The 24,410-nt window shown below is 68.3% G+C and carries 23 protein-coding genes and 1 pseudogene; 8 read left to right on the forward strand and 16 right to left on the reverse strand.

What is annotated here, in order from left to right:
• Positions 1 to 83: 83 nt before the first annotated feature.
• The 3 genes from ABZ845_RS11305 to ABZ845_RS11315 all read right to left on the reverse strand — a co-directional run bounded on the left by ABZ845_RS11305 (position 84) and on the right by ABZ845_RS11315 (position 3,888).
• Positions 84 to 1,055, reverse strand: a complete 972-nt coding sequence (locus ABZ845_RS11305; RefSeq protein ID WP_360976328.1) for an aldo/keto reductase — start codon at positions 1,053 to 1,055, stop codon at positions 84 to 86.
• A gap of 77 nt (positions 1,056 to 1,132) precedes the next feature.
• The gene (gene argH, locus ABZ845_RS11310; RefSeq protein WP_360976330.1) at positions 1,133 to 2,566 is read right to left on the reverse strand and encodes an argininosuccinate lyase; all 1,434 of its coding nucleotides are present in this window, start codon (positions 2,564 to 2,566) and stop codon (positions 1,133 to 1,135) included.
• A gap of 119 nt (positions 2,567 to 2,685) precedes the next feature.
• On the reverse strand, positions 2,686 to 3,888 hold the full coding sequence (locus ABZ845_RS11315) for an argininosuccinate synthase (RefSeq protein ID WP_360976332.1): 1,203 nt from the start codon (positions 3,886 to 3,888) through the stop codon (positions 2,686 to 2,688).
• A gap of 131 nt (positions 3,889 to 4,019) precedes the next feature.
• Between ABZ845_RS11315 and ABZ845_RS11320 the strand changes: the two genes are divergently transcribed.
• The 5 genes from ABZ845_RS11320 (at position 4,020) to ABZ845_RS11340 (ending at position 8,715) form a co-directional block, all read left to right on the forward strand.
• Positions 4,020 to 4,607 carry a pyridoxamine 5'-phosphate oxidase family protein gene (locus ABZ845_RS11320; protein ID WP_360976335.1) on the forward strand — a complete coding sequence of 196 codons (588 nt, stop codon included), beginning with the start codon at positions 4,020 to 4,022 and terminating at the stop codon, positions 4,605 to 4,607.
• A gap of 3 nt (positions 4,608 to 4,610) precedes the next feature.
• Positions 4,611 to 5,315, forward strand: coding sequence for a L,D-transpeptidase family protein (locus ABZ845_RS11325; RefSeq protein ID WP_360976338.1), 705 nt, complete (start codon positions 4,611 to 4,613; stop codon positions 5,313 to 5,315).
• Positions 5,316 to 5,771: 456 nt separating this feature from the next.
• Positions 5,772 to 7,109, forward strand: coding sequence for a ferredoxin reductase family protein (locus tag ABZ845_RS11330; RefSeq protein ID WP_360976437.1), 1,338 nt, complete (start codon positions 5,772 to 5,774; stop codon positions 7,107 to 7,109).
• Between the two features lie 28 nt (positions 7,110 to 7,137).
• Positions 7,138 to 7,914: an FMN-binding protein gene (locus ABZ845_RS11335; RefSeq protein WP_360976341.1), complete on the forward strand. Its 777-nt coding sequence runs from the start codon at positions 7,138 to 7,140 to the stop codon at positions 7,912 to 7,914.
• Positions 7,915 to 7,926: 12 nt separating this feature from the next.
• Positions 7,927 to 8,715 (forward strand): FAD:protein FMN transferase, encoded by a 789-nt coding sequence (locus ABZ845_RS11340; RefSeq protein ID WP_360976344.1) that lies wholly within the window; start codon positions 7,927 to 7,929, stop codon positions 8,713 to 8,715.
• A gap of 159 nt (positions 8,716 to 8,874) precedes the next feature.
• On the opposite strand, the gene ABZ845_RS11345 is transcribed toward ABZ845_RS11340, so the two are convergent.
• From ABZ845_RS11345 to argC, 5 genes are read right to left on the reverse strand one after another with little or no spacing between them, the layout of a single operon-like run.
• Positions 8,875 to 9,417, reverse strand: a complete 543-nt coding sequence (locus ABZ845_RS11345) for an arginine repressor (protein WP_360976347.1) — start codon at positions 9,415 to 9,417, stop codon at positions 8,875 to 8,877.
• A gap of 7 nt (positions 9,418 to 9,424) precedes the next feature.
• Complete coding sequence (locus ABZ845_RS11350; RefSeq protein ID WP_360976350.1) at positions 9,425 to 10,636, reverse strand: acetylornithine transaminase; 1,212 nt, start codon at positions 10,634 to 10,636, stop codon at positions 9,425 to 9,427.
• A complete protein-coding gene (argB, locus tag ABZ845_RS11355) occupies positions 10,633 to 11,556 on the reverse strand; it encodes an acetylglutamate kinase (RefSeq protein ID WP_360976353.1) in 924 nt (307 codons plus the stop codon). Before argB ends, ABZ845_RS11350 begins: the two co-directional genes overlap by 4 nt.
• Positions 11,553 to 12,704: a bifunctional glutamate N-acetyltransferase/amino-acid acetyltransferase ArgJ gene (gene argJ, locus ABZ845_RS11360; protein WP_360976356.1), complete on the reverse strand. Its 1,152-nt coding sequence runs from the start codon at positions 12,702 to 12,704 to the stop codon at positions 11,553 to 11,555. Before argJ ends, argB begins: the two co-directional genes overlap by 4 nt.
• The gene (argC, locus tag ABZ845_RS11365; protein ID WP_360976359.1) at positions 12,701 to 13,729 is read right to left on the reverse strand and encodes an N-acetyl-gamma-glutamyl-phosphate reductase; all 1,029 of its coding nucleotides are present in this window, start codon (positions 13,727 to 13,729) and stop codon (positions 12,701 to 12,703) included. Before argC ends, argJ begins: the two co-directional genes overlap by 4 nt.
• 209 nt (positions 13,730 to 13,938) lie before the next feature.
• On the opposite strand from argC, the gene ABZ845_RS11370 reads away from it, so the two are divergent.
• Positions 13,939 to 14,517, forward strand: a complete 579-nt coding sequence (locus ABZ845_RS11370; RefSeq protein WP_360976443.1) for a hypothetical protein — start codon at positions 13,939 to 13,941, stop codon at positions 14,515 to 14,517.
• Here ABZ845_RS11370 and ABZ845_RS11375 read toward each other — a convergent pair.
• The 3 genes and pseudogenes from ABZ845_RS11375 to ABZ845_RS11385 all read right to left on the reverse strand — a co-directional run.
• A pseudogene (locus tag ABZ845_RS11375) lies at positions 14,506 to 14,709 on the reverse strand (transposase); the annotation flags it as partial. The gene ABZ845_RS11370 and the pseudogene ABZ845_RS11375 sit on opposite strands and share 12 nt — an antisense overlap.
• A gap of 207 nt (positions 14,710 to 14,916) precedes the next feature.
• Complete coding sequence (locus ABZ845_RS11380; RefSeq protein ID WP_360976362.1) at positions 14,917 to 15,456, reverse strand: PAS domain-containing protein; 540 nt, start codon at positions 15,454 to 15,456, stop codon at positions 14,917 to 14,919.
• A 247-nt stretch (positions 15,457 to 15,703) separates the two neighbouring features.
• Entirely contained in the window at positions 15,704 to 16,585 is an 882-nt protein-coding gene (locus tag ABZ845_RS11385) for an SDR family oxidoreductase (RefSeq protein ID WP_360976365.1), read from the reverse strand.
• Positions 16,586 to 16,992: 407 nt separating this feature from the next.
• Here ABZ845_RS11385 and ABZ845_RS11390 point away from each other — a divergent pair, with 407 nt between their 5' ends.
• Entirely contained in the window at positions 16,993 to 17,373 is a 381-nt protein-coding gene (locus ABZ845_RS11390; RefSeq protein ID WP_360976368.1) for a nuclear transport factor 2 family protein, read from the forward strand.
• 253 nt (positions 17,374 to 17,626) lie between these two features.
• Here the strand turns inward: ABZ845_RS11390 and ABZ845_RS11395 are convergent, their stop codons facing one another.
• From ABZ845_RS11395 to ABZ845_RS11415, 5 genes are all read right to left on the reverse strand, one after another.
• The gene (locus tag ABZ845_RS11395; protein WP_360976371.1) at positions 17,627 to 18,568 is read right to left on the reverse strand and encodes an NADP-dependent oxidoreductase; all 942 of its coding nucleotides are present in this window, start codon (positions 18,566 to 18,568) and stop codon (positions 17,627 to 17,629) included.
• A gap of 455 nt (positions 18,569 to 19,023) precedes the next feature.
• Positions 19,024 to 20,154, reverse strand: coding sequence for an NADP-dependent oxidoreductase (locus tag ABZ845_RS11400; RefSeq protein ID WP_360976374.1), 1,131 nt, complete (start codon positions 20,152 to 20,154; stop codon positions 19,024 to 19,026).
• A 270-nt stretch (positions 20,155 to 20,424) separates the two neighbouring features.
• Positions 20,425 to 21,072: a nitroreductase family protein gene (locus tag ABZ845_RS11405; protein WP_360976377.1), complete on the reverse strand. Its 648-nt coding sequence runs from the start codon at positions 21,070 to 21,072 to the stop codon at positions 20,425 to 20,427.
• Between the two features lie 55 nt (positions 21,073 to 21,127).
• The gene (locus ABZ845_RS11410; protein WP_360976380.1) at positions 21,128 to 21,952 is read right to left on the reverse strand and encodes an isocitrate lyase/phosphoenolpyruvate mutase family protein; all 825 of its coding nucleotides are present in this window, start codon (positions 21,950 to 21,952) and stop codon (positions 21,128 to 21,130) included.
• 226 nt (positions 21,953 to 22,178) lie between these two features.
• On the reverse strand, positions 22,179 to 22,733 hold the full coding sequence (locus ABZ845_RS11415) for a peroxidase-related enzyme (protein WP_360976383.1): 555 nt from the start codon (positions 22,731 to 22,733) through the stop codon (positions 22,179 to 22,181).
• A 918-nt stretch (positions 22,734 to 23,651) separates the two neighbouring features.
• Between ABZ845_RS11415 and ABZ845_RS11420 the strand changes: the two genes are divergently transcribed.
• A complete protein-coding gene (locus ABZ845_RS11420) occupies positions 23,652 to 24,269 on the forward strand; it encodes a TetR family transcriptional regulator (RefSeq protein ID WP_360976386.1) in 618 nt (205 codons plus the stop codon).
• Positions 24,270 to 24,410: the final 141 nt, after the last annotated feature.

A 24,410-nucleotide genomic window follows, 5' to 3' on the forward strand; every position in this document is an offset into this window, starting at 1 on the left:
TGTCTCACCGAGAGGTGTGAGAGGTATTTGACGTGGGCCTTTGCGGCCCTGGAGCTCCAGGGCCGCTGCCCTGGCCCCGGAGCTCAGTGCCAGGGCAGCTGCCCGCGCCGCTCCCAGTACTCGTGCGGTTCCTCGGCCAGGCTCTCCAGGCGGGCGAGCTGATCCTCACCGAGGTCGACCACGGCGGCGTGCAGGTTCGAGCCGAGCTGGCTGACCGTGGCCACGCCGGACAGGACCACCCCCGCCCACGGCTGCCGCAGGATCAGGGCGAGGGCGACCGCGTCGCAGCCGAACGAGGTCTCCTCGGCCACGGACTTCAGCGTCTCGGGCGCGTCCGCACCGGTCAGCCGCCCGTTGGCCATGCCCTCCTTGACGATCACCGTGAGCCCGGCGTCATGGGCCGCCGCGAGCGCGGGAGCGGCGGAGGTCTCCAGCAGGTTGTAGGTGGACTGGACGGTACGGAAGAGGGGTTCGCCGTTCACCGTGACCGCCATCGCGGCGCGGATCGCCTCGGCCTGCCCGGGGCCGCTGGTGGAGAAGCCGATCGTGACGCCCTCCGCGGCGGCCTCGGCGAGCTTCGCGTGGAGCTTCTGGTCGGTGAGGGCCGGACTGTCGGCGGTCAGCGAGTGGATCTGATAGAGGTCGAGCCGGTCGCCGAGCAGGTCCGCCGTCTCGGCGCGCTGCCGCTCGTACGTCTCGAGACTGTGGTCCTTCACCTCGTGCTGTGCGGCGTCGGTGCTCCAGTCCGCGGTGTAGGTGTAGCCCCATTTGCTGCCGATCACGACGTCGGCCGCGTCGGGGCGCGCCCGAAGCCATTCGGCGAGGAACTCCTCGGAACGGCCGTAGGACCGTGCCGCATCGAAGTAGCGGACGCCCTGGGCGTAGGCGGCGTCCAGGAGATCGTGGGTGCGCTCGCGCAGCGCGTCGACGCTGCGGACGGACGGGAGGTCCCGCTCACGGCCGAGGTTGATGTAGCCCGGCCGGCCGACGGCGGCGAGGCCGAGGCCGATGTGGCAGGTGGGAGTCGTCGCTGAGGCCAGGCGGGAGAAGGGCATCGCGGGCTCCGTTTCGGTCGGCTCCTTGCGGCTGACGACCAACCTAACCCGCGACGCCCTGCCCGTACGGCACCTGGCTATGAGCTCCGCTTCGCCGTCGCCCAGGCGTGCTGAGCCGCCACGTCCGCCTTCACCTCGGCGAGCTGGACCGCGACCGCCGCGGGTGCCGTGCCGCCACGGCCGCACCGGGAGGCGAGGGCGCCCGGGACGTCGAGGACGGAGCGCACCTCGGGGGTCAGACGGTCGGAGATCTTCGCGAACTGCTCGTCCGTCAGCTCGTCCAGCTCCTTGCCCTCCGCCTCCGCCACCTTGACGCACTCGCCGGCGACCTCATGGGCGACACGGAACGGGACGCCCTGCTTCACGAGCCACTCGGCGATGTCGGTGGCGAGCGAGAACCCGGCCGGGGCCAGCTCCTCCATGCGCTCGCGGTGCACGGTCAGCGTGGCCATCATCCCGGTGAAGGCCGGGAGCAGGACCTCCAGCTGGTCGATGGAGTCGAAGACCGGCTCCTTGTCCTCCTGCAGGTCACGGTTGTACGCGAGCGGCAGGGCCTTGAGCGTGGCCATGAGCCCGGTGAGGTTGCCGATGAGGCGGCCGCTCTTGCCGCGCGCGAGTTCGGCGATGTCCGGGTTCTTCTTCTGCGGCATGATCGACGAGCCGGTGGAGAAGGCGTCGTGGAGCGTGACGAAGGAGAACTCCTTCGTGTTCCAGATGATGACCTCTTCGGCGATACGGGAGAGGTTGACGCCGATCATCGCGGTGATGAAGGCGAACTCGGCGGCGAAGTCGCGTGCGGCCGTGCCGTCGATGGAGTTGGCCGAGCTGCCGTGCTCGAAGCCGAGCTCCTCGGCGACCGCCTCCGGGTCGAGGCCGAGGCTGCTGCCCGCGAGGGCGCCCGAACCGTACGGCGACACCGCCGTGCGCTCGTCCCACTGGCGCAGCCGCTCCGCGTCCCGGGACAGTGCCTGGACATGGGCGAGGACATGATGCGCGAAGAGTACGGGCTGGGCGTGCTGGAGGTGGGTGCGGCCGGGCATGGCCACGTCCGGGTGGGCCTCGGCGAGGCCGATCAGGGCGTCCTGGAGCTCGGCGATCAGACCGCCGAGGGTGCGGGCGTGATCGCGCAGGTACATCCGGAAGAGGGTGGCCACCTGGTCGTTGCGCGACCGGCCTGCGCGGAGCTTGCCGCCGAGGTCGGGCCCGAGGCGCTCCAGCAGGCCGCGCTCCAGGGCGGTGTGGACGTCCTCGTCGGCGATGGTGCCGGTGAACTCCCCGAAGGCCACGTCGGCTTCGAGCCGGTCGAGTCCCTCGAGCATCCGCGCCAGCTCGTCGTCCGTGAGCAGCCCGGCCTTGTGCAGGACGCGCGCATGGGCGCGGGAACCGGCGATGTCGTAGGGCGCGAGCCGCCAGTCGAAGTGGACGGACGCGGACAGCTTCGCCAGGGCCTCGGCGGGACCGTCGGCGAAACGGCCGCCCCAGAGCCGTACGTCACCGCTGTTGCTGCTCACTTGCGTTGCTCCTCGAAGATGACGGTGTGCGACCGCCTCCCCACTCTCGGCGAGTGAGGAGGCGGCTGTCAGGCTAGTGCGTACGTGAGGTCGGCCTCTGCCGGTACGCGAGGTCCGCGTCAGGCTCCGCCTGCGAGGTCACGCCGCGCGGCGATCTTCGACGACAGGCTGTAGATGTCGATGAAGCCCTTGGCCGCGGACTGGTCGAACGTGTCGCCGGTGTCGTAGGTCGCGAGGTTGAAGTCGTACAGCGACTCCTGGGAGCGCCGGCCGGTGACGACAGCGCGGCCTCCGTGCAGCGTCATACGGATGTCACCGGAGACGTGCTGGTTGGCCTCGCTGATGAAGCCCTCCAGGGCGCGCTTGAGCGGGGAGAACCACTGGCCGTCGTAGACCAGCTCGCCCCAGCGCTGCTCGACCTGGCGCTTGTAGCGGGCGAGTTCGCGCTCGACCGTGACGTTCTCCAGCTCCTGGTGGGCGGTGATCAGGGCGATCGCGCCGGGGGCCTCGTAGACCTCGCGGGACTTGATGCCGACGAGACGGTCCTCGACCATGTCGATCCGGCCGATGCCCTGGGCGCCGGCCCGCTCGTTGAGCTGCTGGATGGCCTGGAGGACGCTGACGGGCTTGCCGTCGATGGCGACCGGGACGCCCTCCTTGAAGGTGATGATCACCTCGTCGGGCTCACGGGCCTCGGCCGGGTTGGAGGTGTACTCGTAGATGTCCTCGATCGGGGCGTTCCAGATGTCCTCCAGGAAGCCCGTCTCGACGGCACGCCCGAAGACGTTCTGGTCGATGGAGTACGGGGACTTCTTGGTGGTGGCGATCGGGAGCTGCTTGTCCTCGCAGAAGGCGATGGCCTTGTCGCGGGTCATCGCGTAGTCACGGACGGGCGCGATGCACTTCAGGTCGGGGGCGAGGGCGACGATGCCGGCCTCGAAGCGGACCTGGTCGTTGCCCTTGCCGGTGCAGCCGTGGGCGACCGTGGAGGCGCCGTGCTTCTTGGCGGCGGCGACGAGGTGCTTGACGATGGTCGGCCGGGAGAGGGCCGAGACCAGCGGGTAGCGGTCCATGTAGAGGGCGTTGGCCTTGATCGCCGGGAGGCAGTACTCGTCGGCGAACTCGTCCTTGGCGTCGGCGACCTCGGCCTCGACCGCACCGCAGGCGAGCGCGCGCTTGCGGATGACGTCCAGGTCCTCGCCGCCCTGGCCGACGTCGACCGCAACGGCGATGACCTCGGCGCCCGTCTCCTCGGCGATCCAGCCGATGGCGACGGAGGTGTCCAGACCGCCGGAGTAGGCGAGTACGACGCGCTCGGTCACGGGTTTCTCCCTCACAGTGCATTCGCTGGTATGCATGAGTATGCAGGAGTCCGCATGATTCGTCAAACATGCGGGCGGCGGGGTGCCGCATTTCCTTAGACAGCCGAACGAAATCGGCGCATCATCGGGCCATGGGAAAGAGCTACGAACGCATCGACGGCAGACTGCGGACGTTCATCGAGGCGCAGCCCCTGTTCTTCACCGCCACCGCCCCCTTGTCCGGCGACGGCACGATCAACCTCTCCCCCAAGGGGCTCAGGGGCTCGTTCGCCGTCCTCGACGACCGCACGGTCGCCTACCTCGACTTCGCCGGAAGCAACGCCGAGACCATCGCGCATCTACGGGAGAACGGCCGGATCACCCTGATGTGGTGCGCCTTCCAGGGCCCGCCGAACATCGTGCGCGTACACGGCCACGGCGAGCCCGTGTTCCGCGACGACCCCCGCTTCAAGGAGCTCCTCACCCGTTTCCCCGGCATCGACCCGGCCCTCCACGGCCTGCGCGCGATCATCGTCGTGACGGCCCGTCATATCCGCGACACCTGCGGCTACGCGGTCCCCTTCATGTCGTACGACGAAGACCGCGATCTGCACGCCCGGCGCTTCTCCCGTGAGGACGACACCTCCCTCGGTGAGTACTTCCGGGGGAAAGAACACATCGAAAGCAGTCTTGACGGACTGCCAGGATTGCCGCTTCCATTGCCGCCTTCTACGTTTTGAGGCATGCGTCCCGGTATCACCGCTTCCCTCGCCGCCGCCTCCCTCTTTCTGCTTGTCGCCCCGGCAGGCGCCTCGGCGAAGGTCCCACTGCCCGACCAGATGGCGGACACCGGCGGCGGCACCCAGCTGATCACCGCCGAGGCGCCCTCGACCGGCGCCACCACGGGGACGGTCACCTGGTGGGACCGCCGGGACGGGCGGTGGGTGAAAGCGGGCTCGGCGCCCGCGCGGTTCGGTGCGAACGGGCTGGTGGAGGGCGGCGCGCGCAAGCAGAGCACGGACACGACGCCGACGGGGCTTTTCGACCTGCCCTTCGCGTTCGGCATCAAGGCCGCGCCCGCGGGCACGAGGGCGGAGTACCGCCGGGTCCACCAGGACTCGTGGTGGTGCGAGGACAACGGCTCGCGCTCCTACAACCGCTGGACCGAGCCCCTCGCGGGGGATTGCCGGGCCTCGGAGTCGGAGCATCTGGCCTCGCACGTTTCGCAGTACGACTACGCGCTCGTGACCGGGTTCAACTACGCCGAGCCTGTGCGGGGGCGCGGCGCCGGCATCTTTCTGCATGTGAGCGGTACGGGGCCGACCGCTGGGTGCGTGTCCGTTCCGGAGGATGCGATGCGGCGGATCTTGGTGTGGGTCGATCCTGCGCGGGGGCCGCGTATCGCTGTCGGGACGGTGGGTGGGGCGACTGCGATCACTCGGTACTGAGGGCTCCGCCGGTGGGGCTGGGTACGTCGTGACCTGCGGTGCGTCGTGGTGATTCGCACAGTTCCCCGCGCCCCTGTCGTCATCGCTGCCGCGCATGGTGACCTGCCGGTGCGTCGCGGTGATTCGCGCAGTTCCCCGCGCCCCTGTCGTCATCGCTGCCGCGCATGGTGACCCACCGGTGCGTCGTGGTGTTTCGCGCAGTTCCCCGCGCCCCTGTAGGACTCGCTCCCGTGCGTGGTGACCTGCCTGGGCATCGCGCTCGTCGCGCGGAGCGCGGGCATCGGCGTGGTCTCCGGGGCCGCCTGCACGCGCTGGACTCGGCGAGGAGTTGAACGCGGGGCGGTTCCGTCACGTACCTCTGGGCCAAGGGGGCCACTGGCCTCGCCCGTCCCACGCAGGATCACGGAGGATACCGTGTCCACGATCGCCGGTGGCCGCGCCGCGCGGCGCCAGACGATGCGCGCCATCCGCCCACGCCGCTCCCCGGCCGTCCCGCTGCTTGTCGCAGTCTGGGCGGGCGCGGTGGGTGTCGTCTGGCTGTGGTGGATGAACACGCCGTCCATCGCCGACAACAACAGCAGAATCCTCAACGCGGGACGGATCACCGGCCTGCTCGCCGGTTATCTCATGGCGCTCGTCGTGCTGCAGATGGCGCGGGTCCCCGCGCTGGAGCGCCGGGTCGGCTCCGACCGGGTGGCGCGCTGGCACGCGATGAGCGGCCGGTACACCATCAGCCTGGTCCTCGCCCATATCTTCCTGACCATGTGGGCCTATGCCCTCCAGGCCGGGAAGGGGCTCGGCGGGATCGTCCAGCAGACCGTCACCTCGGTCGAGCAGTTGCCGGACGTGGGCAAGGCGGCGATCGGCACCGGTCTGCTGGTGCTGATCGGGCTCATCTCGATGGGGCCGGTCCGCCGCAGGCTGTCGTACGACCTCTGGTACCACGTCCATCTGCTCACCTACGCGGCCACATATCTGTCGTTCTGGCACCAGCTGTCGACCGGCAACGAGTTCGCGGGGCAGCCGGAGGCGAAGACCGCCTGGTACGTGCTGTACGGGTCGGTGACCGCGCTGGTGATCTGGTACCGGATCCTCACCCCGATCCGGCTGAACGTCCGTCACCGGCTGCGGGTCGAGGCGGTCATCGAGGAGACGCCCGGCATCGTGTCGGTGCTGATGAGCGGGCGCAGGCTGCACCGGATGGGCGCGGAGGCGGGACAGTTCTTCCGCTGGCGGTTCCTCGCGCCCGGCATGCGCTTCAGCTCCCACCCGTACTCGCTGTCGGCGGCGCCCCGCCCCAACATGCTCCGCATCACGGTCAAGGCGATCGGCGACCACAGCTCGGCCCTGCGCGACCTCGAGCCCGGCACCCGGGTCTGGGCCGAGGGACCCTATGGGGCGCTGACCGCCTCCCGGCGCAGCCGCGGCAAGGTGCTGCTGGTGGCCGGCGGCGTCGGCATCACGCCGATGCGGGCGCTGTTCGAGACGCTGCCCGGCGCCGCGGGCGACCTGACGCTGCTGTACCGGGCCAACAGCACCCAGGACCTCGCCCTCTGGGACGAGCTCGCCCAGATCGCCGAGGAGCGTGGCGCCCGGCTGATGTACGCGGTCAACAGCCCCGACGGTGAACGACCGGACATCTCGCCGGACACCCTGCGCCGCAAGTTGCCGGACATCGACCACCACGACGTCTTCATGTGCGGGCCGCCCGGGTTCGCGCAGCAGGTGTACGAGGCACTGCGCGGCGCGGGAGTCCCCGCCCGCCGCATCCATCACGAGTCGTTCGAGATGTGAGCGACGGGACTTCAGGAGCTCAGGAACGATGAGGAAGAGCCATCCCCTTCGGCGTGCCGTGCTCGCGGGCGCCGCCACCGTGTCCGGGATCGTCCTGCTGCTGACGCTGAAGCCGGCGTCGGGACCGGCTTCGGCCCAGGCAGGAGCGGCGCCCCAGCAGACCGCGGCGACCCAGCAGGAGCCGCAGGGCGGCAGCGGGCAGCAGACCGGCACACAGACCGTCACCGGTGAGGTGGCCCGGACCGAGTACGGCCCCGTCCAGGTGCGCCTCACGGTCAGCGGCGGAAAGATCACCAAGGCCGACGCCGTGCAGGCGCCCAAGGGCGGGCTCAGCGACCAGAAGACCGCCATGGCCGTGCCCAAGCTCAACCAGGAGGCCGTCACCAAGCAGAGCGCGCAGATCGACGCGGTCTCCGGCGCCACATACACGAGCGGCGGGTACAAGCAGTCCCTTCAGTCGGCGATCGACAAGGCGAAGGCCTCCACCGGCGGTGGCTCCTCCGCTTCAGGAGGCGGCTCCGGTCAGGCCCAGGCGCGCACGGTGACGGGTACCGTGGCGCAGACGCAGTACGGTCCGGTCCAGGTGCGCGTCACCCTCGAGGGCCGCAAGGTCACAAAGGCCGAGGCCGTGCAGGCGCCCAAGGGCGGACTCAGCGACCAGAAGACGGCCATGGCCGTGCCCAAGCTCAACCAGGAGGCGGTGAGCGCGCAGAGTGCGAAGATCGACGCGGTCTCCGGTGCCACCTACACGAGTACCGGGTACAAGCAGTCCCTTCAGTCGGCCCTGGACAAGGCCGGTGGCTGAATGGGGGATCAGATGACCGAACCGGTCGAGGCACCACCCGCTCTGCGCCATGCGGAGGAGGTGATGGGCACCGTCGTCTCGTTCGACGTGCGCGGCGGCGAGCCCGAGGCCGTGCGCTCCGCGCTGCGGGAGGCCGTGGCCGGTCTGCACCGTGTGAACGAGGTGTTCAGCACCTACCGCGAGGACAGCCAGGTCTCCCGGCTGGCCCGTGGTGAGCTGACCGTCGAGGAGTGCGATCCGGAGGTGGCCGAGGTGCTCGCCCTGGGCGCCGAGGCGGAGCGGCTCAGCAACGGCTGGTTCAGCACACGGTACGAGGGGCGGACCGACCCGACCGGGATCGTGAAGGGCTGGGCCGTGCAGCGGGCGGCCGAGCGTCTGGTCGGGACCGGGGCGAGCGGGGTGAGCGTCAACGGCGGCGGGGACGTGCAGATGTACGGCGTACCCGGCCCGCACCGGCCGTGGCGGGTCGGCGTGTCGGACCCCTGGCGCCCCGGCGGGCTCGCGGCGGTGATCTCCGCGGCCGGTGCGGAGGAACTGGCCGTGGCCACGTCCGGGACCGCGGAGCGCGGTGCGCACATCATCGACCCGCGCACCGGCCGGCCCGCGGTCACCGACCTCGTGGCGGTTACCGTCGTGGGGCCTCGGCTGACCTGGGTGGACTGCTGGGCGACCGCGGCGTTCGCCATGGGGTCACGGCAGGCACTGGACTGGCTGGAGTCGTTGCCGGACGTGGAGGCCCTGCTGATCACGGCGGGCGACGAGGTGCGGTGCACGGGAGGACTCGCGGCACGCCTGGGCTGACGCGTTCCCGTGCGAAGAGGGAACCGGCCGCTTCGGCCGGGTCACCGGCCCGAGGGCAACCGGGTCGAGCTGTGGCAGCCCGCCCGACCGCCCCTCCCCCGTCGCGGGGGAGGTCGTAGGAGGCGGGGGGCGTACCGCCACCGGTACGCCCCCCGCGTCTCAGTGGTTCTTCTGCGCGAGCCGCAGCAGATGGTCGGCCAGTGCCTGCCCGCCGGCCGGGTCCCGGCTGATCAGCATCACGGTGTCGTCGCCCGCGATCGTGCCGAGGATGTCGTGCAGTTCCGCCTGGTCGATGGCTGAGGCGAGGAACTGGGCCGCGCCGGGCGGAGTACGCAGGACCACAAGGTTGGCCGAGGCCTCCGCGGAGATCAGCAGTTCCTGGGACAGACGCCGCATCCGCTCCTCCTTGGCCGACCCTCCCAGCGGCGCGCGCGGGGTGCGGAAGCCGCCCTCGCTCGGTACCGCGTAGATCAGGTCGCCATCGGTGTTGCGGATCTTCACCGCGTTCAGCTCGTCCAGGTCCCGGGAGAGCGTCGCCTGGGTGACGTTCAGCCCGTCGTCGGCGAGGAGCTTCGCCAACTGGCTCTGGGATCGCACCGGTTGACGGTTGAGGATGTCCACGATCCGCCGGTGGCGTGCGGTACGGGTCTGCGGCACGGCCGGCCCGGTGTGCTCCTGTTCCTGGTCCTGCTCCTGGCTCATCGTCGTCTCATTCTCCGGATCGTCCGTCCCCGTTGACTGCGTCGAGAACACCGGGAAGCGCCCGGAGAAACGCCTCCACTTCGTCATCGCCGAGGTTCAGCGGCGGCATCAGCCGTACGACGTTCGGGGCGGGCGCGTTCACCAGGAGACCGGCGTCCTGAGCCGCTTGCTGCGCCTGGGGCGCGAGTGGCTCGGTGAGCACGATACCCAGGAGCAGGCCCGCGCCCCGGACATGGTCGATCAACGGGTGACCGAGCGACTCGATTCCCTCCCGCAGCTTCTCGCTCTGCCGCTTGACGTTCTCCAGCAGGCCCTCGGCCGCGATGGTGTCGAGGACGGCGAGGCCCGCGGCGCAGGCGACGGGGTTGCCGCCGAAGGTCGTGCCGTGCTGCCCGGGCTGGAACAGCTCGGCGGCCCGGCCGAAGGCGACGGTGGCGCCGAGCGGAAGTCCGCCGCCGAGACCCTTGGCGAGCGTGACCACGTCCGGCAGTACGCCCTCGTGCGCCTGGTACTCGAACCAGTGCCCGGTGCGGCCGATCCCGGTCTGCACCTCGTCCAGGACGAGCAGCGCCCCGGTGGCGGCGGTGATCGCGCGGGCCGCCTTGAGGTAGCCGGCGGACGGGACGACCACCCCGTTCTCGCCCTGCACTGGCTCGATGATCACCAGGGCGGTGTCCTCGGTGACCGCGGCGGCCAGAGCCTGGGCGTCGCCGTACGGGACATGCGTGACCTCGCCGGGCAGCGGCAGGAACGGCTCCTGCTTTCCGGGCTGGCCCGTGAGGGCGAGGGCTCCCATGGTGCGGCCGTGGAATCCGCCCCGGGCGGCGACCATGTGGGTGCGCCCGGTCAGGCGGCCTATCTTGAAGGCGCCCTCGTTGGCCTCGGCCCCGGAGTTGCAGAAGAACACCTTGCCGTCCCGGCCGAAGAGCTGGAGCAGCCGTTCGGCGAGGGCTACGGGCGGCTCGGCGATGAACAGGTTGGAGACATGGCCGAGGGACGCGATCTGCCTGCTGACGGCCTCGACGACGGCGGGATGGGCGTGGCCGAGCGCATTGACCGCGATACCGCCCACGAAGTCGGCGTACTCCCTGCCGTCAGCGTCCCACAGCCGGGCGCCCTCGCCCTTGACGAGGGACAGCCGCGGGGTGCCGTAGTTGTTCATGAGCGCGCCCTGCCACCGCTCGGTGAGCTCGGCGTTCGTCGCAACGGTCCCGGTCATACGGCCCCCTCGTTGTCGTCGGGCAGCACCATCGTGCCGATGCCCTCGTCCGTGAAGATCTCCAGCAGGATCGAGTGCTGGACCCGGCCGTCGATGACCCGGGCGGTGTTGACGCCGTTGCGCACGGCGTGCAGGCAGCCCTCCATCTTCGGCACCATGCCGGAGGACAGCTCCGGCAGCAGCTTCTCCAGCTCGGAGGCGGTGAGGCGGCTGATCACCTCGTCACTGCGGGGCCAGTCCTCGTAGAGGCCCTCGACGTCCGTGAGGACCATGAGGGTTTCGGCGCCCAGTGCCGCAGCCAGTGCCGCAGCCGCCGTATCAGCATTGACGTTGTAGACATGTCCGTCGTCCTGACTGCGGGCGATGGAGGAGACGACCGGGATGCGGCCGTCGGCGAGGAGGGCCTCGATCGCGCCCGTGTCGATCGCGGTGATCTCGCCCACCCGCCCGATGTCGACCAGTTCGCCGTCGATCTCGGGCCGGTGCCTGGTGGCTGTGATGGTGTGCGCGTCCTCGCCGGTCAGTCCGACGGCGAGCGGGCCGTGCTGGTTGAGCAGCCCGACCAGCTCGCGCTGCACCTGTCCGGCGAGCACCATGCGTACGACGTCCATGGCGTCCTCGGTGGTGACGCGCAGGCCCGCCTTGAACTCGCTGACGATGCCGTGCCGGTCGAGCGCGGCGCTGATCTGGGGGCCACCGCCGTGGACGACGACGGGCTTGAGGCCGGCGTGCCGCAGGAAGACGACGTCCTGGGCGAAGGCGGCCTTGAGCTCCTCGTTCACCATGGCGTTTCCGCCGAACTTGATGACGACCGTCCTGCCGTGGTGCCGGGTCAGCCAGGGCAGTGCCTCGATGAGGATCTGGGCCTTGGGCAGGGCGGTGTGCTTGCGGGTCGCTCCGGCACTGGTCGGATCGCTCATGAGGAGTAGGCGCTGTTCTCGTGGACGTAGTCGGCGGTGAGGTCGTTGGTCCAGATGGTGGCGGTCTCGGGGCCGGCGGCGAGGTCGGCGACGATGTGCACCTCTCGGTAGCGCATGTCCACGAGGTCGCGGTCCTCGCCGACGGAGCCGTTCTTGCAGACCCAGATGCCGTTGATGGCGACATTGAGCTGGTCGGGCTCGAAGGCGGCCTTGGTGGTCCCGATCGCCGAGAGGACGCGGCCCCAGTTGGGGTCCTCTCCGTGGATCGCGCACTTGAGGAGGTTGTTGCGGGCGATGGAGCGGCCCACCTCCACGGCGTCCTCCTCGGTCGCGGCTCCCACCACCTCGATCCTGATGTCCTTGCTGGCGCCCTCGGCGTCGCGGATGAGCTGCTGTCCGAGGTCGTCGCAGACGGCGCGCACGGCCTCGGTGAACTCATCGGCGTCCGGGGTGGCCCCCGAGGCTCCGGAGGCGAGCAGCAGCACGGTGTCGTTGGTGGACATGCAGCCGTCGGAGTCGACGCGGTCGAAGGTGACCTCGGTGGCGGCGCGCAGGGCCGCGTCCAGCGTCCCGCTGTCGACGTCGGCGTCCGTGGTGAGGACCACCAGCATGGTGGCGAGCCCGGGCGCGAGCATGCCGGCTCCCTTGGCCATGCCGCCGACGGTCCAGCCGTCCTTGGCCACGACGGACGTCTTGTGGACGGTGTCGGTGGTCTTGATGGCGATGGCAGCCTTCTCACCGCCGTACTCCGAGAGCTGGGCGGCGGCGGTCTCGATGCCCGGGAGCAGCTTGTCCATGGGGAGCTGCACTCCGATGAGCCCGGTGGAACAGACGGCGACCTCGATGGCGCCGAGCGCGAGGGTGTCGGCGGCCTTCTCGGCGGTGGCATGGGTGTCCTGGAACCCCCTGGGGCCCGTGCAGGCGTTGGCACCGCCGGAGTTGAGGACGACCGCCGAGATCCGGCCGGTCTTCAGCACCTGTTCCGACCACAGCACGGGGGCGGCCTTCACACGGTTGGACGTGAAGACGCCCGCGGCGGCGCGGCGCGGCCCGTCGTTGACCACGAGAGCCAGATCGGGTTTGCCGTTCTCCTTGATCCCCGCCGCGATGCCCGCGGCCCGGAACCCTTGTGCTGCCGTGACGCTCACGGTGCGACTCCGATCGTGGAAAGCCCGGTGGTCTCGTCGAGCCCGAGGGCGATGTTCATGCTCTGTACGGCACCGCCCGCGGTGCCCTTGGTCAGGTTGTCGATGGCGCTGATCGCGATGATGCGGTGCGCGGCGGCGTCGTATGCGACCTGCAGCTGAACGGCGTTGGAACCGTAGACGGACGCGGTGGCGGGCCACTGTCCCTCGGGGAGCAGGTGGACGAAGGGCTCGTCGGCGAGGGCCTTCTCGTAGGCGGTGCGGACGGCCTCGGCGGTGACGCCGTCGCGTGCCTTGGCGCTGCATGTGGCGAGGATGCCCCGGGGCATCGGTGCGAGGGTCGGCGTGAAGGAGACGCAGACCCTGTCCCCGGCGGCCGCGCTGAGGTTCTGGACGATCTCGGGGGTGTGCCGGTGGACGCCGCCGACGCCGTACGGCGACATGGACCCCATGACCTCGCTGCCGAGCAGGTGGGGCTTGGGTGCCTTGCCGGCGCCGGAGGTGCCGGAGGCGGCGACGATCACGGCCTCGTTCCCGGCGAGCCCGGCGGCGTACGCGGGGAAGAGCGCGAGCGTGGCGGCCGTGGGGTAGCAACCGGGTACCGCGATGCGCTTGGACCCCTCCAGCGCTGCGCGGGCACCCGGTAGTTCAGGGAGGCCGTAGGGCCAGGTCCCGGCGTGCGGTGAGGCGTAGAACCGCTCCCAGTCGGCCGCGTCCTTCAACCGGAAGTCGGCGCCCATGTCGATCACGAGGACATCGGGTCCGAGCTGCTCGGCGACGGGGGCGGACTGGCCGTGGGGCAGGGCGAGGAAGACGATGTCATGCCCGGCGAGCACGTCGGTGCGGGTCTCCTCGAGCACCCGGTCGTCGAGGGGCAGCAGATGCGGCTGCAGCGCGCCGAGCCGCTGTCCGGCGTTGGAGTTCCCGGTCAGGGCGCCGATCTCCACCTCCGGGTGTGCGAGAAGCAGACGCAGCAGCTCTCCTCCCGCGTATCCGCTGGCTCCGGCCACCGCCGCGCGTACCGTCATCGAACCCTCCTCCTCGATGGCATGACTATACGTATCGATGCAGATTTATGCAATCAGGCGAACGCCGACGAAGGCGATCCGATTGCGACCGAGATTTTTAGTTGGCAAACGAGCACGCTAGTTGGCGAATCTTGGTCCCGTAGCGCTGCGTGGCGGTCAGTTCCGAAGAATGGTCCCCGCTGCCGGTCGGGGGGTGCTGCCGTGGGTGCGTGGGCGAGGCACCGAACGCGAAGATCCCGTCGGATTCAAGTCATCTGGAACAGCTTGTCACGGCGTACGACGGGGGTGCCGGTCTGCGGGATCGGCTGCTACTTGGGGACAACTGGTCGCGTCGATGGAGCTCGACATGGCGGGTGGGTGCCGACGAGGTCTGCTGGCCGGTCCGGGACATGGCTCAGGTGCCGATGCTGTCGTCCCGGCCGATGCGAGGGTTCACCTGGCGAGCGAAGCAGCGGCATCGCCCCGGGCTTGAGGTGATGACGTCAACGGGCAGGACGCACGGCTTCGAGTCGCTGGAAGAGATGCGGCTGCTGGTCGCGCTGGACTTCTTGGGCGCATCGGAGGTGCTGTCGCAGCCGTTCCGGCTGGACTTCGAGCATGCGGGCGGGTCGTCCTGGCACATCCCGGACTTCCTGGCCGTGATCGATGGAGGAATGTGGCTGCTGGACGTCCGCCCGATGGAGCTGGTCAAAGACGAGGACGCACTGAAGTTCGCGGCGGCCAGGGAGGTGGCGGCGGCATGCGGCTGGCGGTACTCGGTGATCGCGGGCTGGCGCCCACTCGCGTGAGCGGTAGCCGTTGCGGTGGTTGACGCGTTCGTCGCTGACCTGCCCGTATTCCGCGTTGCAGAGGGCGTCGGCCTCCGCGGACATGAGCGCGTCGGCGAACGTCTTGACCATCGCGCGCAGCAGATCGGGACTCGCCGCGGCGAGGTTGTCCTCGGCGAGGACGTGCAGGGGCAGACTGTCTGGTGCGGTCATCGTGCTGATCTCCTTCGAGCTTCGACACCTCGAAGATCAGCCGGTGGCCGTTCATCTATGCGGGCACCATCCCAACGCCGGAGCAAACCCCCGGATCAGGTCGAACCCGTACACCACTTCTCAGGACGCAACCTGAGGAACCGCAACCTGAGCCAGGGGGACCGGGCAGCCGTCAAATGCACGAGCCGCCGAAGAACACGGCGGTCGTCAGGGTGGACTCGCCGAACCACCTCGGACAACGGCATTGAGGCCTTCGGGAACAGCGCCGCCAAGGCAGGTGCGCCTCCCAGCCACTCCAGCGTGCGCTCCTGCGGTGAATACATGCAGAGACCGAGGGTTGGCGGCCTTGGCTGCCAGACGGAACGGGACCAACAGCCCGTCCCGGCCATTTCCTGAGTTCAGGGAGTGCACCCACACCAGCGCCCCGCCGCCTACCGGGTCATTTACTCGTCGCGCCTCGACAAGGCAGACGACGGATGCTGAAGCTGGCCCTGGGAATTCCAGCAATCGCATCGCAACCGTCTTTGTCGTGGCGGCGTGAGAAACGAGGCTCTCGGCTGCGGGCAACTGACTCGCGGGCAATAGATCACCAAACTTATGACCCACACACTGCTCCACTGGCCTGCCCAGCACCCTGGCCATTGGCGCGTTGAGGCGGCGGATGGCTCCGTCCAGGGTCAAAAGAGCCGACGGTGTGGCCATCTGAAGAATTTCGTCCGAGGCGTCCATTCGCCCCTCACTACCCATCTTCGAGGTATATGATTTTGTTGTCCTTTAAAAGGGTATCCACAGAATGAGGTGATGGCATCGCCTACCGGAGTCTGGCAGCGATCTCGCGGTGGCACGGGGATCGTGTTGGGACCGACGAGAAGGTACAACTCTCTCTGTCGCGGTACGCCTGCAGTGGCCTTCAACGGAGACGGCGGTGACGTTCCTCCCTGCGGGTCCACGCGTGTCTCGTGGGTCGGCGGGGGGGGCTCCACGTCGTCGCGGATCATGCAGGATAGTCGCCGGCAGCGAGGTCGTCGATCAGGCTTGGACGGGTGGGTTGCCAGCCAAATCGTTCCCGGGTCAGTGCACTCGACGATGGCATGTCAAGGGCAAATACGCGACCGATAACGCCGAAGCGCTCAGGCGGGACCGACTCGACCGGCACCGCGAGGACACCGGCAATGGTCTCGGCGAGCGACCTCATGGTGTCGCCTTCGTCGGCTACCGGGTGAAGGACCGTGCCCGGCGTAGCGTCCTCGAGTGCGATGCGGAACAGCACGGCGGCGTCCCGCCGGTTAACCGCTGGCCATCGCTGGGCGCCGTCTCCTACGTACGCCGACACGCCTGTTTTCTGCGCGGCGGCAATGAGCACCGAACAGAAGCCGTACTGCACCCCACGCTGGTGCACGGAGCGTGGCAGCCGCACGACGGAGGATCGGACACCCTGGGCTGCCAGCGCCAGCACCGCGTCGGCGGTGCGACCGCGGCCACCGACAGGACCGACTGTGGTGTTGCGGTCCTCCTCGGTCGAGATGTGGCCTGGCATCATCGGTGTGAGGCCGGCATGCACGAACGGCTTGCCACTGCCTGCGAGTGCCGCCGCGAGGGTCTGGACGGCGCGCCCTTCCTCGTCGATACCCTGCTCCAAGTTGTTCCAGTCGTTGCTGAAGGCGAGGTTGATGACACCATCGGCCTGCGTGGCGCCGGTGCGGAGGCTGTCCAAGTCGGTGAGGTCGCCGCGAAGCGGTGTCCCACCAGCGGCGGCGACGTCCGCGGCTGCGGCGTCGGAACGGACGAGGCCGAGGACTTCGTGACCTGCAGCGATGAGTTCGGGAACTACAACTGAGCCGATGCTGCCGCTGGCTCCGGTGACGAACACGCGCATGGAAGGGCTCCAGATGACTGCTGCGAACGCTGGGTCGCAGGAGAAGAATTGACGGTCAAGGCGCCCGGGCCGGCGGCGCTCGCCTTCGAAATTCCCCGACGAGGAGACTGCATCTCCTCGCCCCTGCTTTGCATTCTACCAATGTACACATTCTGTTATTTTGCATTGCCCATTGTGCAGTGCTGCTCGATGAGCGTAGGCCCGCACCGCATACGGCCTTAGCCTCGGGAGTTCAGGAAGTACGGGTAGACTCATTTTGAGATGTGGCCGGCGGTGACCAACCATCGTGCACCTGCTGACACGTGACCTACGCCTTCTGTGCAGGTCATCCGCCCCAAGGCATACAACCGCGGATCGAGAATCCATCCCAAAAGGGAAATCGAGCCTACGCAGATGGAACAGGGAAGATGAATGACTTCAAGCCATCTTCCGAGGATCTGGCAACCCTTGAGCAGCTGAACAACGACTACGTCCAGTCGGATCAGCACAACGACGTCAAGCGGTTCAGCGAGTTCCTTGCCGAGGACTTTATCGTGCAGACTCCGGGCGTCACACGGAACCGTGCCGAATTCTTGGAATACATCGCTAAGCCGCGTCCTTTCAAGGACCTGTCGGTAGATGACGTCAAGATCCGAATCCTCAGTGACGTTGCGCTAATACACGGCCGCAGCAAGTACACCGTGCTCGCTGATGGATCCGAGCAGGAGGCCCTCTACACGGACACGTATCAGAAGCGTGGGGGGACCTGGGTCTGCGTCTCAGCGTGCGCGATAGCCCCGGGCACCTGATCTGCATGCGGGAAGCTGTGCTCGTGCGGGTGCAGTGAGGCGCCGCGCAACAGAAGCCCGCTGCAATGCGTCGCGTGAGGGCATACCAGCAGCACATGACTCAGATCGACGGCCCGTTCACGTTGACGGTGCTCCGGGATTGCATCTCGTGGGCCCGGGAGACCCGGTGGCGCGCCACCTTCCTGTGCGGCCAGGCCTGTACGCCCGACGACACTCCTACCATCTCGGGTTGCGTGAGATGTCGTCCACGCCTTCACCGCATGCGGATAATCGTCTTTCCGTTGACCTTCTGGGACGGGTTGAAGGCGGCGACGGCGTCGTCGAGGCTCGCGACCTGGCCGATGTGTGTCCGCAGTCGTCCCTCCTGCACCCGCCGGGCGATCTCGCCCAGCTGAGCGCGATCCGGGACGACTACGAAGTCGACCGCCAGGCCGTCGGTCGGCCGCACCTCCGGCGGGCCGGTGACGGTCACGAAGGTTCCTCCACCTCGCACCAGCCGGGCCGATCGGGCACCGACGTCTCCGCCGAATACGTCGAAGACGAAGTCGACTCCACCGACGTCTTCCAGCGTGTCGTTGTCGAGGTCGATGAACTCGTGTGCGCCGAAGTGGAGTGCACTCTGGCGATGGGCGCCGCGGCCGGTGCCGATGACGTACGCACCGGCTTCTCGCGCGAGCTGAGCGGCCATCGATCCGACTGCGCCGGCGGCGCCGTGCACGAGCACGCTGTGCCCCGCTGAGAGGTGGCCGTACTCGAACAGTCCCTGCCAGGCGGTCAGTCCCGTCATCGCGGCGCTCGCGCCGACGGTGAATTCGATGTCGCCGGGCAGCGGGGCGAGGTTGCGTGCCTCGACGACGACGTACTGCGCGAGGGTGCCGTCGCGGGTCCACTCCGTGAGGCCGAACACGCGCTGCCCGACCGACAACCCTGCCGTTCCGTAGCTGAGAGAGGTGACCACGCCTGCCACCTCGTGTCCAGGAATCGAGGGAGTCCGATCCCGGCCGAGACGGTCGACCCAGGTCGAGGGCCATTCCAGTTCGTCCCCTGTGAATCCCGATGCGTGAACTTCGACGACAACATCTCCGTAGTTTGCGCCGTCAAGACTGGTGAGTCGCGCCGGATCCGGATCGGGCCGTTCCACCAGCGTCATCCCCGCGGTTCCGGCGGCGGGGTCCGTGACCACGATCGCTTTCATTTGGGTTTCCTCCTTCTGTACAAGCTCCGTCCGTCCTCTTCGCGACGTGGACGGTGTGCATGCCGGGCGCCACCATGTGCCGTCATCTTCGACCGACTGGCAGAGTCCGACCGTCGCGGCCGTAGCAGACCCTTCAGGTTCAGGCTGGTGCCGATGAGACCTCCGGCTTCACTGCAGAAAGTGCGGGCGGCCGTTAGCGCTTCGCTGGTCCGATCTCGTGATGCCTGCGCCGACACCCCCGTCACCTCAACCGAGTGCGTGGCTGGTCCGGCCGGATCTGCCTGCTGCTGGCCGGCGCTGGTGAGCAGACGGACGGCTTCCATGCGGTCAACGCGGCCGCCAGGTGGGATGCTTCGAAGTCTTGTCACTGCGTGAGCCCGCCGATACGCGGTCGCACCGCTCGTGCCCTGCGCGCACAGTGACCCAGCATCGGCATCGGACGGTGCCCGGGCCGCTCACCCCGGAATGAGCACGATCTTCTTGCCGCCGGCCCGTCCGGCAACGACCCGAGTGAATGCGGCCGGTCCTTCGCTGAGCGGCAAGGGTTCCGGTGCGAGCTTCAAGGTTCCAGCTGCGGCTTGCTCGGCCAGTTGGGCAAGCTGAGCGCCGTTGGGCTCGATGTAGAGGTCCCAGCTCGTGATGCCTCGTTCCTCTGCGGGCGCGTCCGAGGTCAGGGAGCACAGTCGGCCGCCGTCCCGCACCAAGGGCAGGGCCTCGACTGCCGTGCCGGCGGCGATGATGAGGGCAGCGTCGAACCCGTCGCGTACCTTGGTCGGCCAGTGCGGGTCGTGGTAGTCGACGACTTCCCTCGCTCCCAGACCAAGCAGACGCTCTGCAGCGGTGGCAGACGCGGTCGCGGTCACCTCGATGCCCTGGGTGGCGGCGAGTTGGACGGCCAGGGCTCCTGTAGCCCCGGCTCCGTTGGTGATCAGGAGCCGCTGCCCTCGGCTGAGGTCGAGCTTCTCCAAAGCCTGGAGCGCGGTGAGCCCGTTGACGGGCAGTGCTGCGGCGTGGGCGGCGTCCAGGTCTGGTGGGCAGGCCGCCGCGTGATCCGCGTTGATCAGGATGCGTTCGGACCAGAAACCGCTTCCTCCGGGGAGCGGGGCTTCGTGCGCGAGCACCCGGTCGCCTACGGAAAACCGGGTGACACCCGGACCGACGGCCAGCACGCTGCCGGCGCCCTCCACTCCCAGTGCCGCCGGGGGGCGTAGCCCCACGTCCCAACTGGAATCGATTTCCAGAACGTCCCACGGCCCAACCCCGGCGGCCTCAACCGCGACCAGGATCTGGCCCGGCCCGGGAGGCGTCGGCTCCGGCAGTTCCAGCAGGGTGACTTCCGGCTGTGCCCTGGATACTCCGCACGCCTTCATAGTGGATCTTTGCCCTCTCACTCTGTCCGGCCGACTTGGATGTACAGGCCGGAAAACCAAATCCGGCGGCGGTGTCGAATGGGACATTCCGCCCGCCCTAACAGTAGATCTTTGTCCCCGCGCTCCGTCCGACCGGCCGGTTCCATGTCCCCAGTGCTTTAGTCGGCAGCCTTTTGCCGACGAGAGGTTCCGCGCCGCGGGCGTACTTGCCGCCATCTGTCTGAACCCGACGGGGTCGTGCCGCCGCAATCGCCGAGCAGTACGTCGTGGTTCGCCGAGGCGCTGTGGAGGCTGCAGCCGACCGATGGGGTGGTGGCTTTCCCCAGGGAGTGTTCTGGTACTCGTGGACGCCTGTCACCAGCAGCATCGTGCTGAGCCGAGGCGCTGGCCGCCGGTCTGACTTTGCGGGGTGAAGCCGGCCCCGAGGACCAGGGGCGTCCGCTCTTGCGGACCTGGGGCACGGTCATTCCCGGACCCGTAGTCTGGTCAGACGAACGTGAACAGCTGGTCGGTTTCGAATCGCGAAATCGGGCTGCTGTACACCTTCGAGGGGTCGGGGTAGCCGAGGGCCAGGAGCACGGTCGTGGTGTGTCCGGTTTCGCGGATCTTGAACGCCTTGTCGACGCTGGTCGGGTCGAACCCTTCGAGCGGCATGGCTTCGACGCCGAGCTCCGCGGCCGCCATCATGGTCAGACCCATTGCAAGGTAGGTCTGCTTCTCCATCCAGTGGTTCACGTCCTTGTAGCCGTAGTTGCGCAGGTTGAGGAAGTCGCGGGTCATCGACTCCCATCGCGCCTGCTTCACCGGGTCGGGGAACCGGCTGTCGGCCCTCTCCTTGTCGAACACCGCCTGGAGGTGGCCCTCGGGCAGGTCCGCCCTGGTGGTGAGGATGACGGTGTGCGAGGCGTTCAGGATCTTCTCGCTGTTGTCCTGGAATCGCTCGCCGAGGTTGGCGGCCAGTCTCTCTTTGCCTTCCGGCGTGGCGAGGACGTAGAAGTGGTTGGGCTGCACATTCGTCGACGATGGCGTCGAGCGCAGGAAGCCCAGCAGTTGCTGAAGTGTCTCTTCCGGGATCGTCTTGCTGGGGTCGAAGTACCTGGTGAGGTGCTTGTTCATGAGCTTGCCGAGATCCATGTCATCCTGCCTGTTCTTGTGATCATGTACTGAAGAGTCGGTTGTGCTGATCGGGTTAGTTGTTGCCGCGGGCTAGCAGTTCGTTGACGCGGTCGAAGTTCATGCCCGTTGTCGCGGAGGCGAGGTTGCCCGCGAGGAGCGACTTCGTGGCCTCTTCGAGGGCCCCCATCGCGTGGGTGTAGAGCAGCGGACCCAGGCTGATGCGCTTGACGCCGGCCTGCTGCAGTTCAGCGACGGTCAGGACCTGGTCTGCCGGGGACACCAGGACGTTGACCGGTGTCGGGGCGACGGCGGTGACGATCGCGACGAGTGCGTCGAGGTCGGGTGGGAACGGCGCGTAGACCACATCGGCGCCCACCTCGGCGAAGGCGGTCAGACGCCGAATGGTGTCGTCGAGATCGGGCCGCCCCTGGATGAAGTTGTCGGTGCGGCCGGTGACGACGATGCGTCCCTTTGAAGCGGCAACGGCGCTCCGTACGCGATTGACTGCTTCGTCGAAGTCGCGGATCGGCCGGTCGGGATCGCCCGAGGTGTCCTCCACGCCGATACCGGCCAGGCCGGACTCCACGGCGGCCCCAACGGTCGCCGCGACGTCTTCAGGCATGTCGCCGTATCCGTCCTCGAAGTCTCCATTGACGGGCAGCCCTGTGAGACGGCCGAGGAGCCGCGCATGCTCAAGGTGCTCTTCGCGGCTGACCTGGTGACGGCCGTCGAGACGCCCGAGTGTGGCGGCGATCGCCGCGGACGATGTCGCGATCGCCTCGAAGCCGGCTTCGGCCAGCATCAGCGCCGAGAGACCGTCCCAGGCGTTGGGCATGACGAGGCCACCGTCGCGGGTGTGCAGCGCCATGAATTTCTCATGGAGTTCGGAGCCGGGCATGTCGAGCCTTCCTGAATGATCATCACGGTGAGAACGACCGCGGGTAGGGCGTGGTCGACGGGCGCGTGGGGCCTTGAAGCCGCCCGGTCTCAGCGGATGAGTTGATGCGAGCTGTGGACGATCTCGTTCCAGTCCTTCGCCTGCACGACTGGACGCCAGGGGCGGAGCACGTGCTCGATCACGCCGTTGCATGCGGCGTGGGGCGCCCGCGGATCGGGGTGAGGGTTCACTGGGGCACCGCGGTGTCGACCGAGTCGACGGCGGGGAGGTCCAGGTCGGTCTGGTTGACGTTGTTGATGAAGTTGGTGAGCAGGAACTGCACCGCCACCGTGACGATCCCCAGGATCTGAGCGTCGGTGTATCCGGCGTGCCGCACATCCGCGAGGTCGGCATCGCTGACCCGGCCGCGGCTCTCGACCAGCTGCTGCGCGAAACGAGCGGCCGCCGCACGTCTGGGATCGACCGAGCTCCCGGCGCGGGCGAGTTCGATGTCGTCGCTCGACATGCCGCCGAATTCGGTCGCGACGTGGGTGTGCATCGCCAAGCAGTAACCGCAGCCGTTGGCCTGTGACACGGCCAGCGCGATGCTGTGCCGTGTCCTGCCGTCGAGAACCCGGCTCAGGGTGCCCTGCATAGTCGTGACGGCTTCGAGAACGGCCGGGTTCGACGCGAGGGTCTTGAACATGTTCGGGACGAAGCCCAGCTGGGCACCAACGTTGTCGAGTATCTGCTGTGCGCCGGCAGGCACATCCTCTGGAGCGGGAACGTTCAGTCGTGACACGGCGAATCGACCTCCGATCTGCGTATGAATGGTCGTCGAGCCCGAGACGGGCTCACTGTTTCGGAGCTGCGCCGCAGGCTCCTCGTGCGCCGGCTGCAACCTTGTCTGTCGAGTGCGGTTGCGCGCGGCGGCCTGTGGGAAGAGGGGCGACTCCGTCGGTGCCGCGTTCTGGAGTGCTTCACCACCTCGGGCACCACATAGAAAGGACTATACAGACCAGAAAATTTTGCGCAACCTGCAGAAGGGATGGCATCCGCCAGGCCGCTCGGTGGCGCGTCGCGACAGGGCCATGCCAACAAATACGCAGGTCAGAGGCTTACATGGTACTTGTTATGGGTGGTCGTTCCGATCGGATCACGGGGCGCCAAGCCGCGCCATACCGGCCGTTCTCTATCCGGATCGATTGATTTAATGGACTATTTAGTCCAAGCTGCGAGAGGGCTCGGCAGCAGCGACGCCAAGAGCTGCCGGCTCTGCCTGCATCTGCTTCTCACATCCCTGCACGGGGAGGTACCGGGTGACACGCCTGTCCCGGCACAGGCCATCGGCGCCAGGGTGCTGCGCCGCCTCGCCGCCTACCGCGGTGCGGCCCCGGACGCCGCTGCGCAGACCGCTCCGCGACTCCGTCTGGACGGGAACCCTGGACGAGGATTTCGCCGGGGAAGTCCAGCAGATCCCCAACACCGGCACGCCGCAGCGGACGGCCGCAGGACTACCGTGCTGGCCCGGTCGCGGCTTACCGGCCGGGTCACCATCGACACCTGCGGGAAGAATCACAAGATCCTCCCCTTCCGCCGATCAGCCCTTATGGTCATATCGGTGCCACAACTGATGCGGCCTGGAGATCGAGGCCGGCGCGCTTGTGGAGCGCTCCACGGCCGAGCTGCACGAGTGAGCAACGTGCCCGAGGGAGACACCGTGTCCGCAACCAGCGATATCCGCCGCACACCCCGCGGCCTGGAGACCCGTTCACGGATCGTTGATTCGGCGGCCAGGCTGTTCTACGTCCGGGGCGTCAGTGCCACCACGCTCGATGACGTCCGGCTTGCGAGCGGAACGAGCAAGTCGCAGCTGTACAACCACTTCAAGGACAAACACGCGCTGGTCCACGCCGTGATCGACATGCAGTCGAAGTTCGTCCTCGCCCGTGAGGAACAGCGCCTGCGCGGCGTGAAGACCCTCACCGGACTCCGCCGCTGGCGTGACGCGCTGGTACAGGCCAATTCGTTGCAGGACGGCTCGTACGGATGCGCGCTGGGCGCGATGTCGAGCGAGCTGTCCGACAGCGATGAACAGTCCCGCCAGGCCCTCAATGCATCACTCGACGCCTGGCAAGGGATGCTCGTTGGAACACTGACCAGGCTACGTACCCTCGGCGCACTCGCCGAGGACGCGGACCCACAACGCCTGAGCACTGGCCTGCTGGCCGCTCTGCAAGGAGGGTACGTGCTGGCACAGAACGCCCACAGCTCCGAGCCGATGGCCGTCGCGCTGGACATGGCCCTGGACCACATCGCCTGCTTCGCTCCCCGTTGAGCCACGTTCGCAGCGCGAGAGACTCGTCTCCCTCCGCCACGACCGGCTGGAACGATCGGCCCCGCTCGGGCCACACCGGCGGGCGCCGCCGATGATCGCCTTCCCGGCAATCCGCTCGGCCGGTGAGACGGCGACAGCCGC

This window comes from Streptomyces sp. NPDC047022 (assembly GCF_040644155.1).
Taxonomy (GTDB): Bacteria; Actinomycetota; Actinomycetes; order Streptomycetales; family Streptomycetaceae; genus Streptomyces.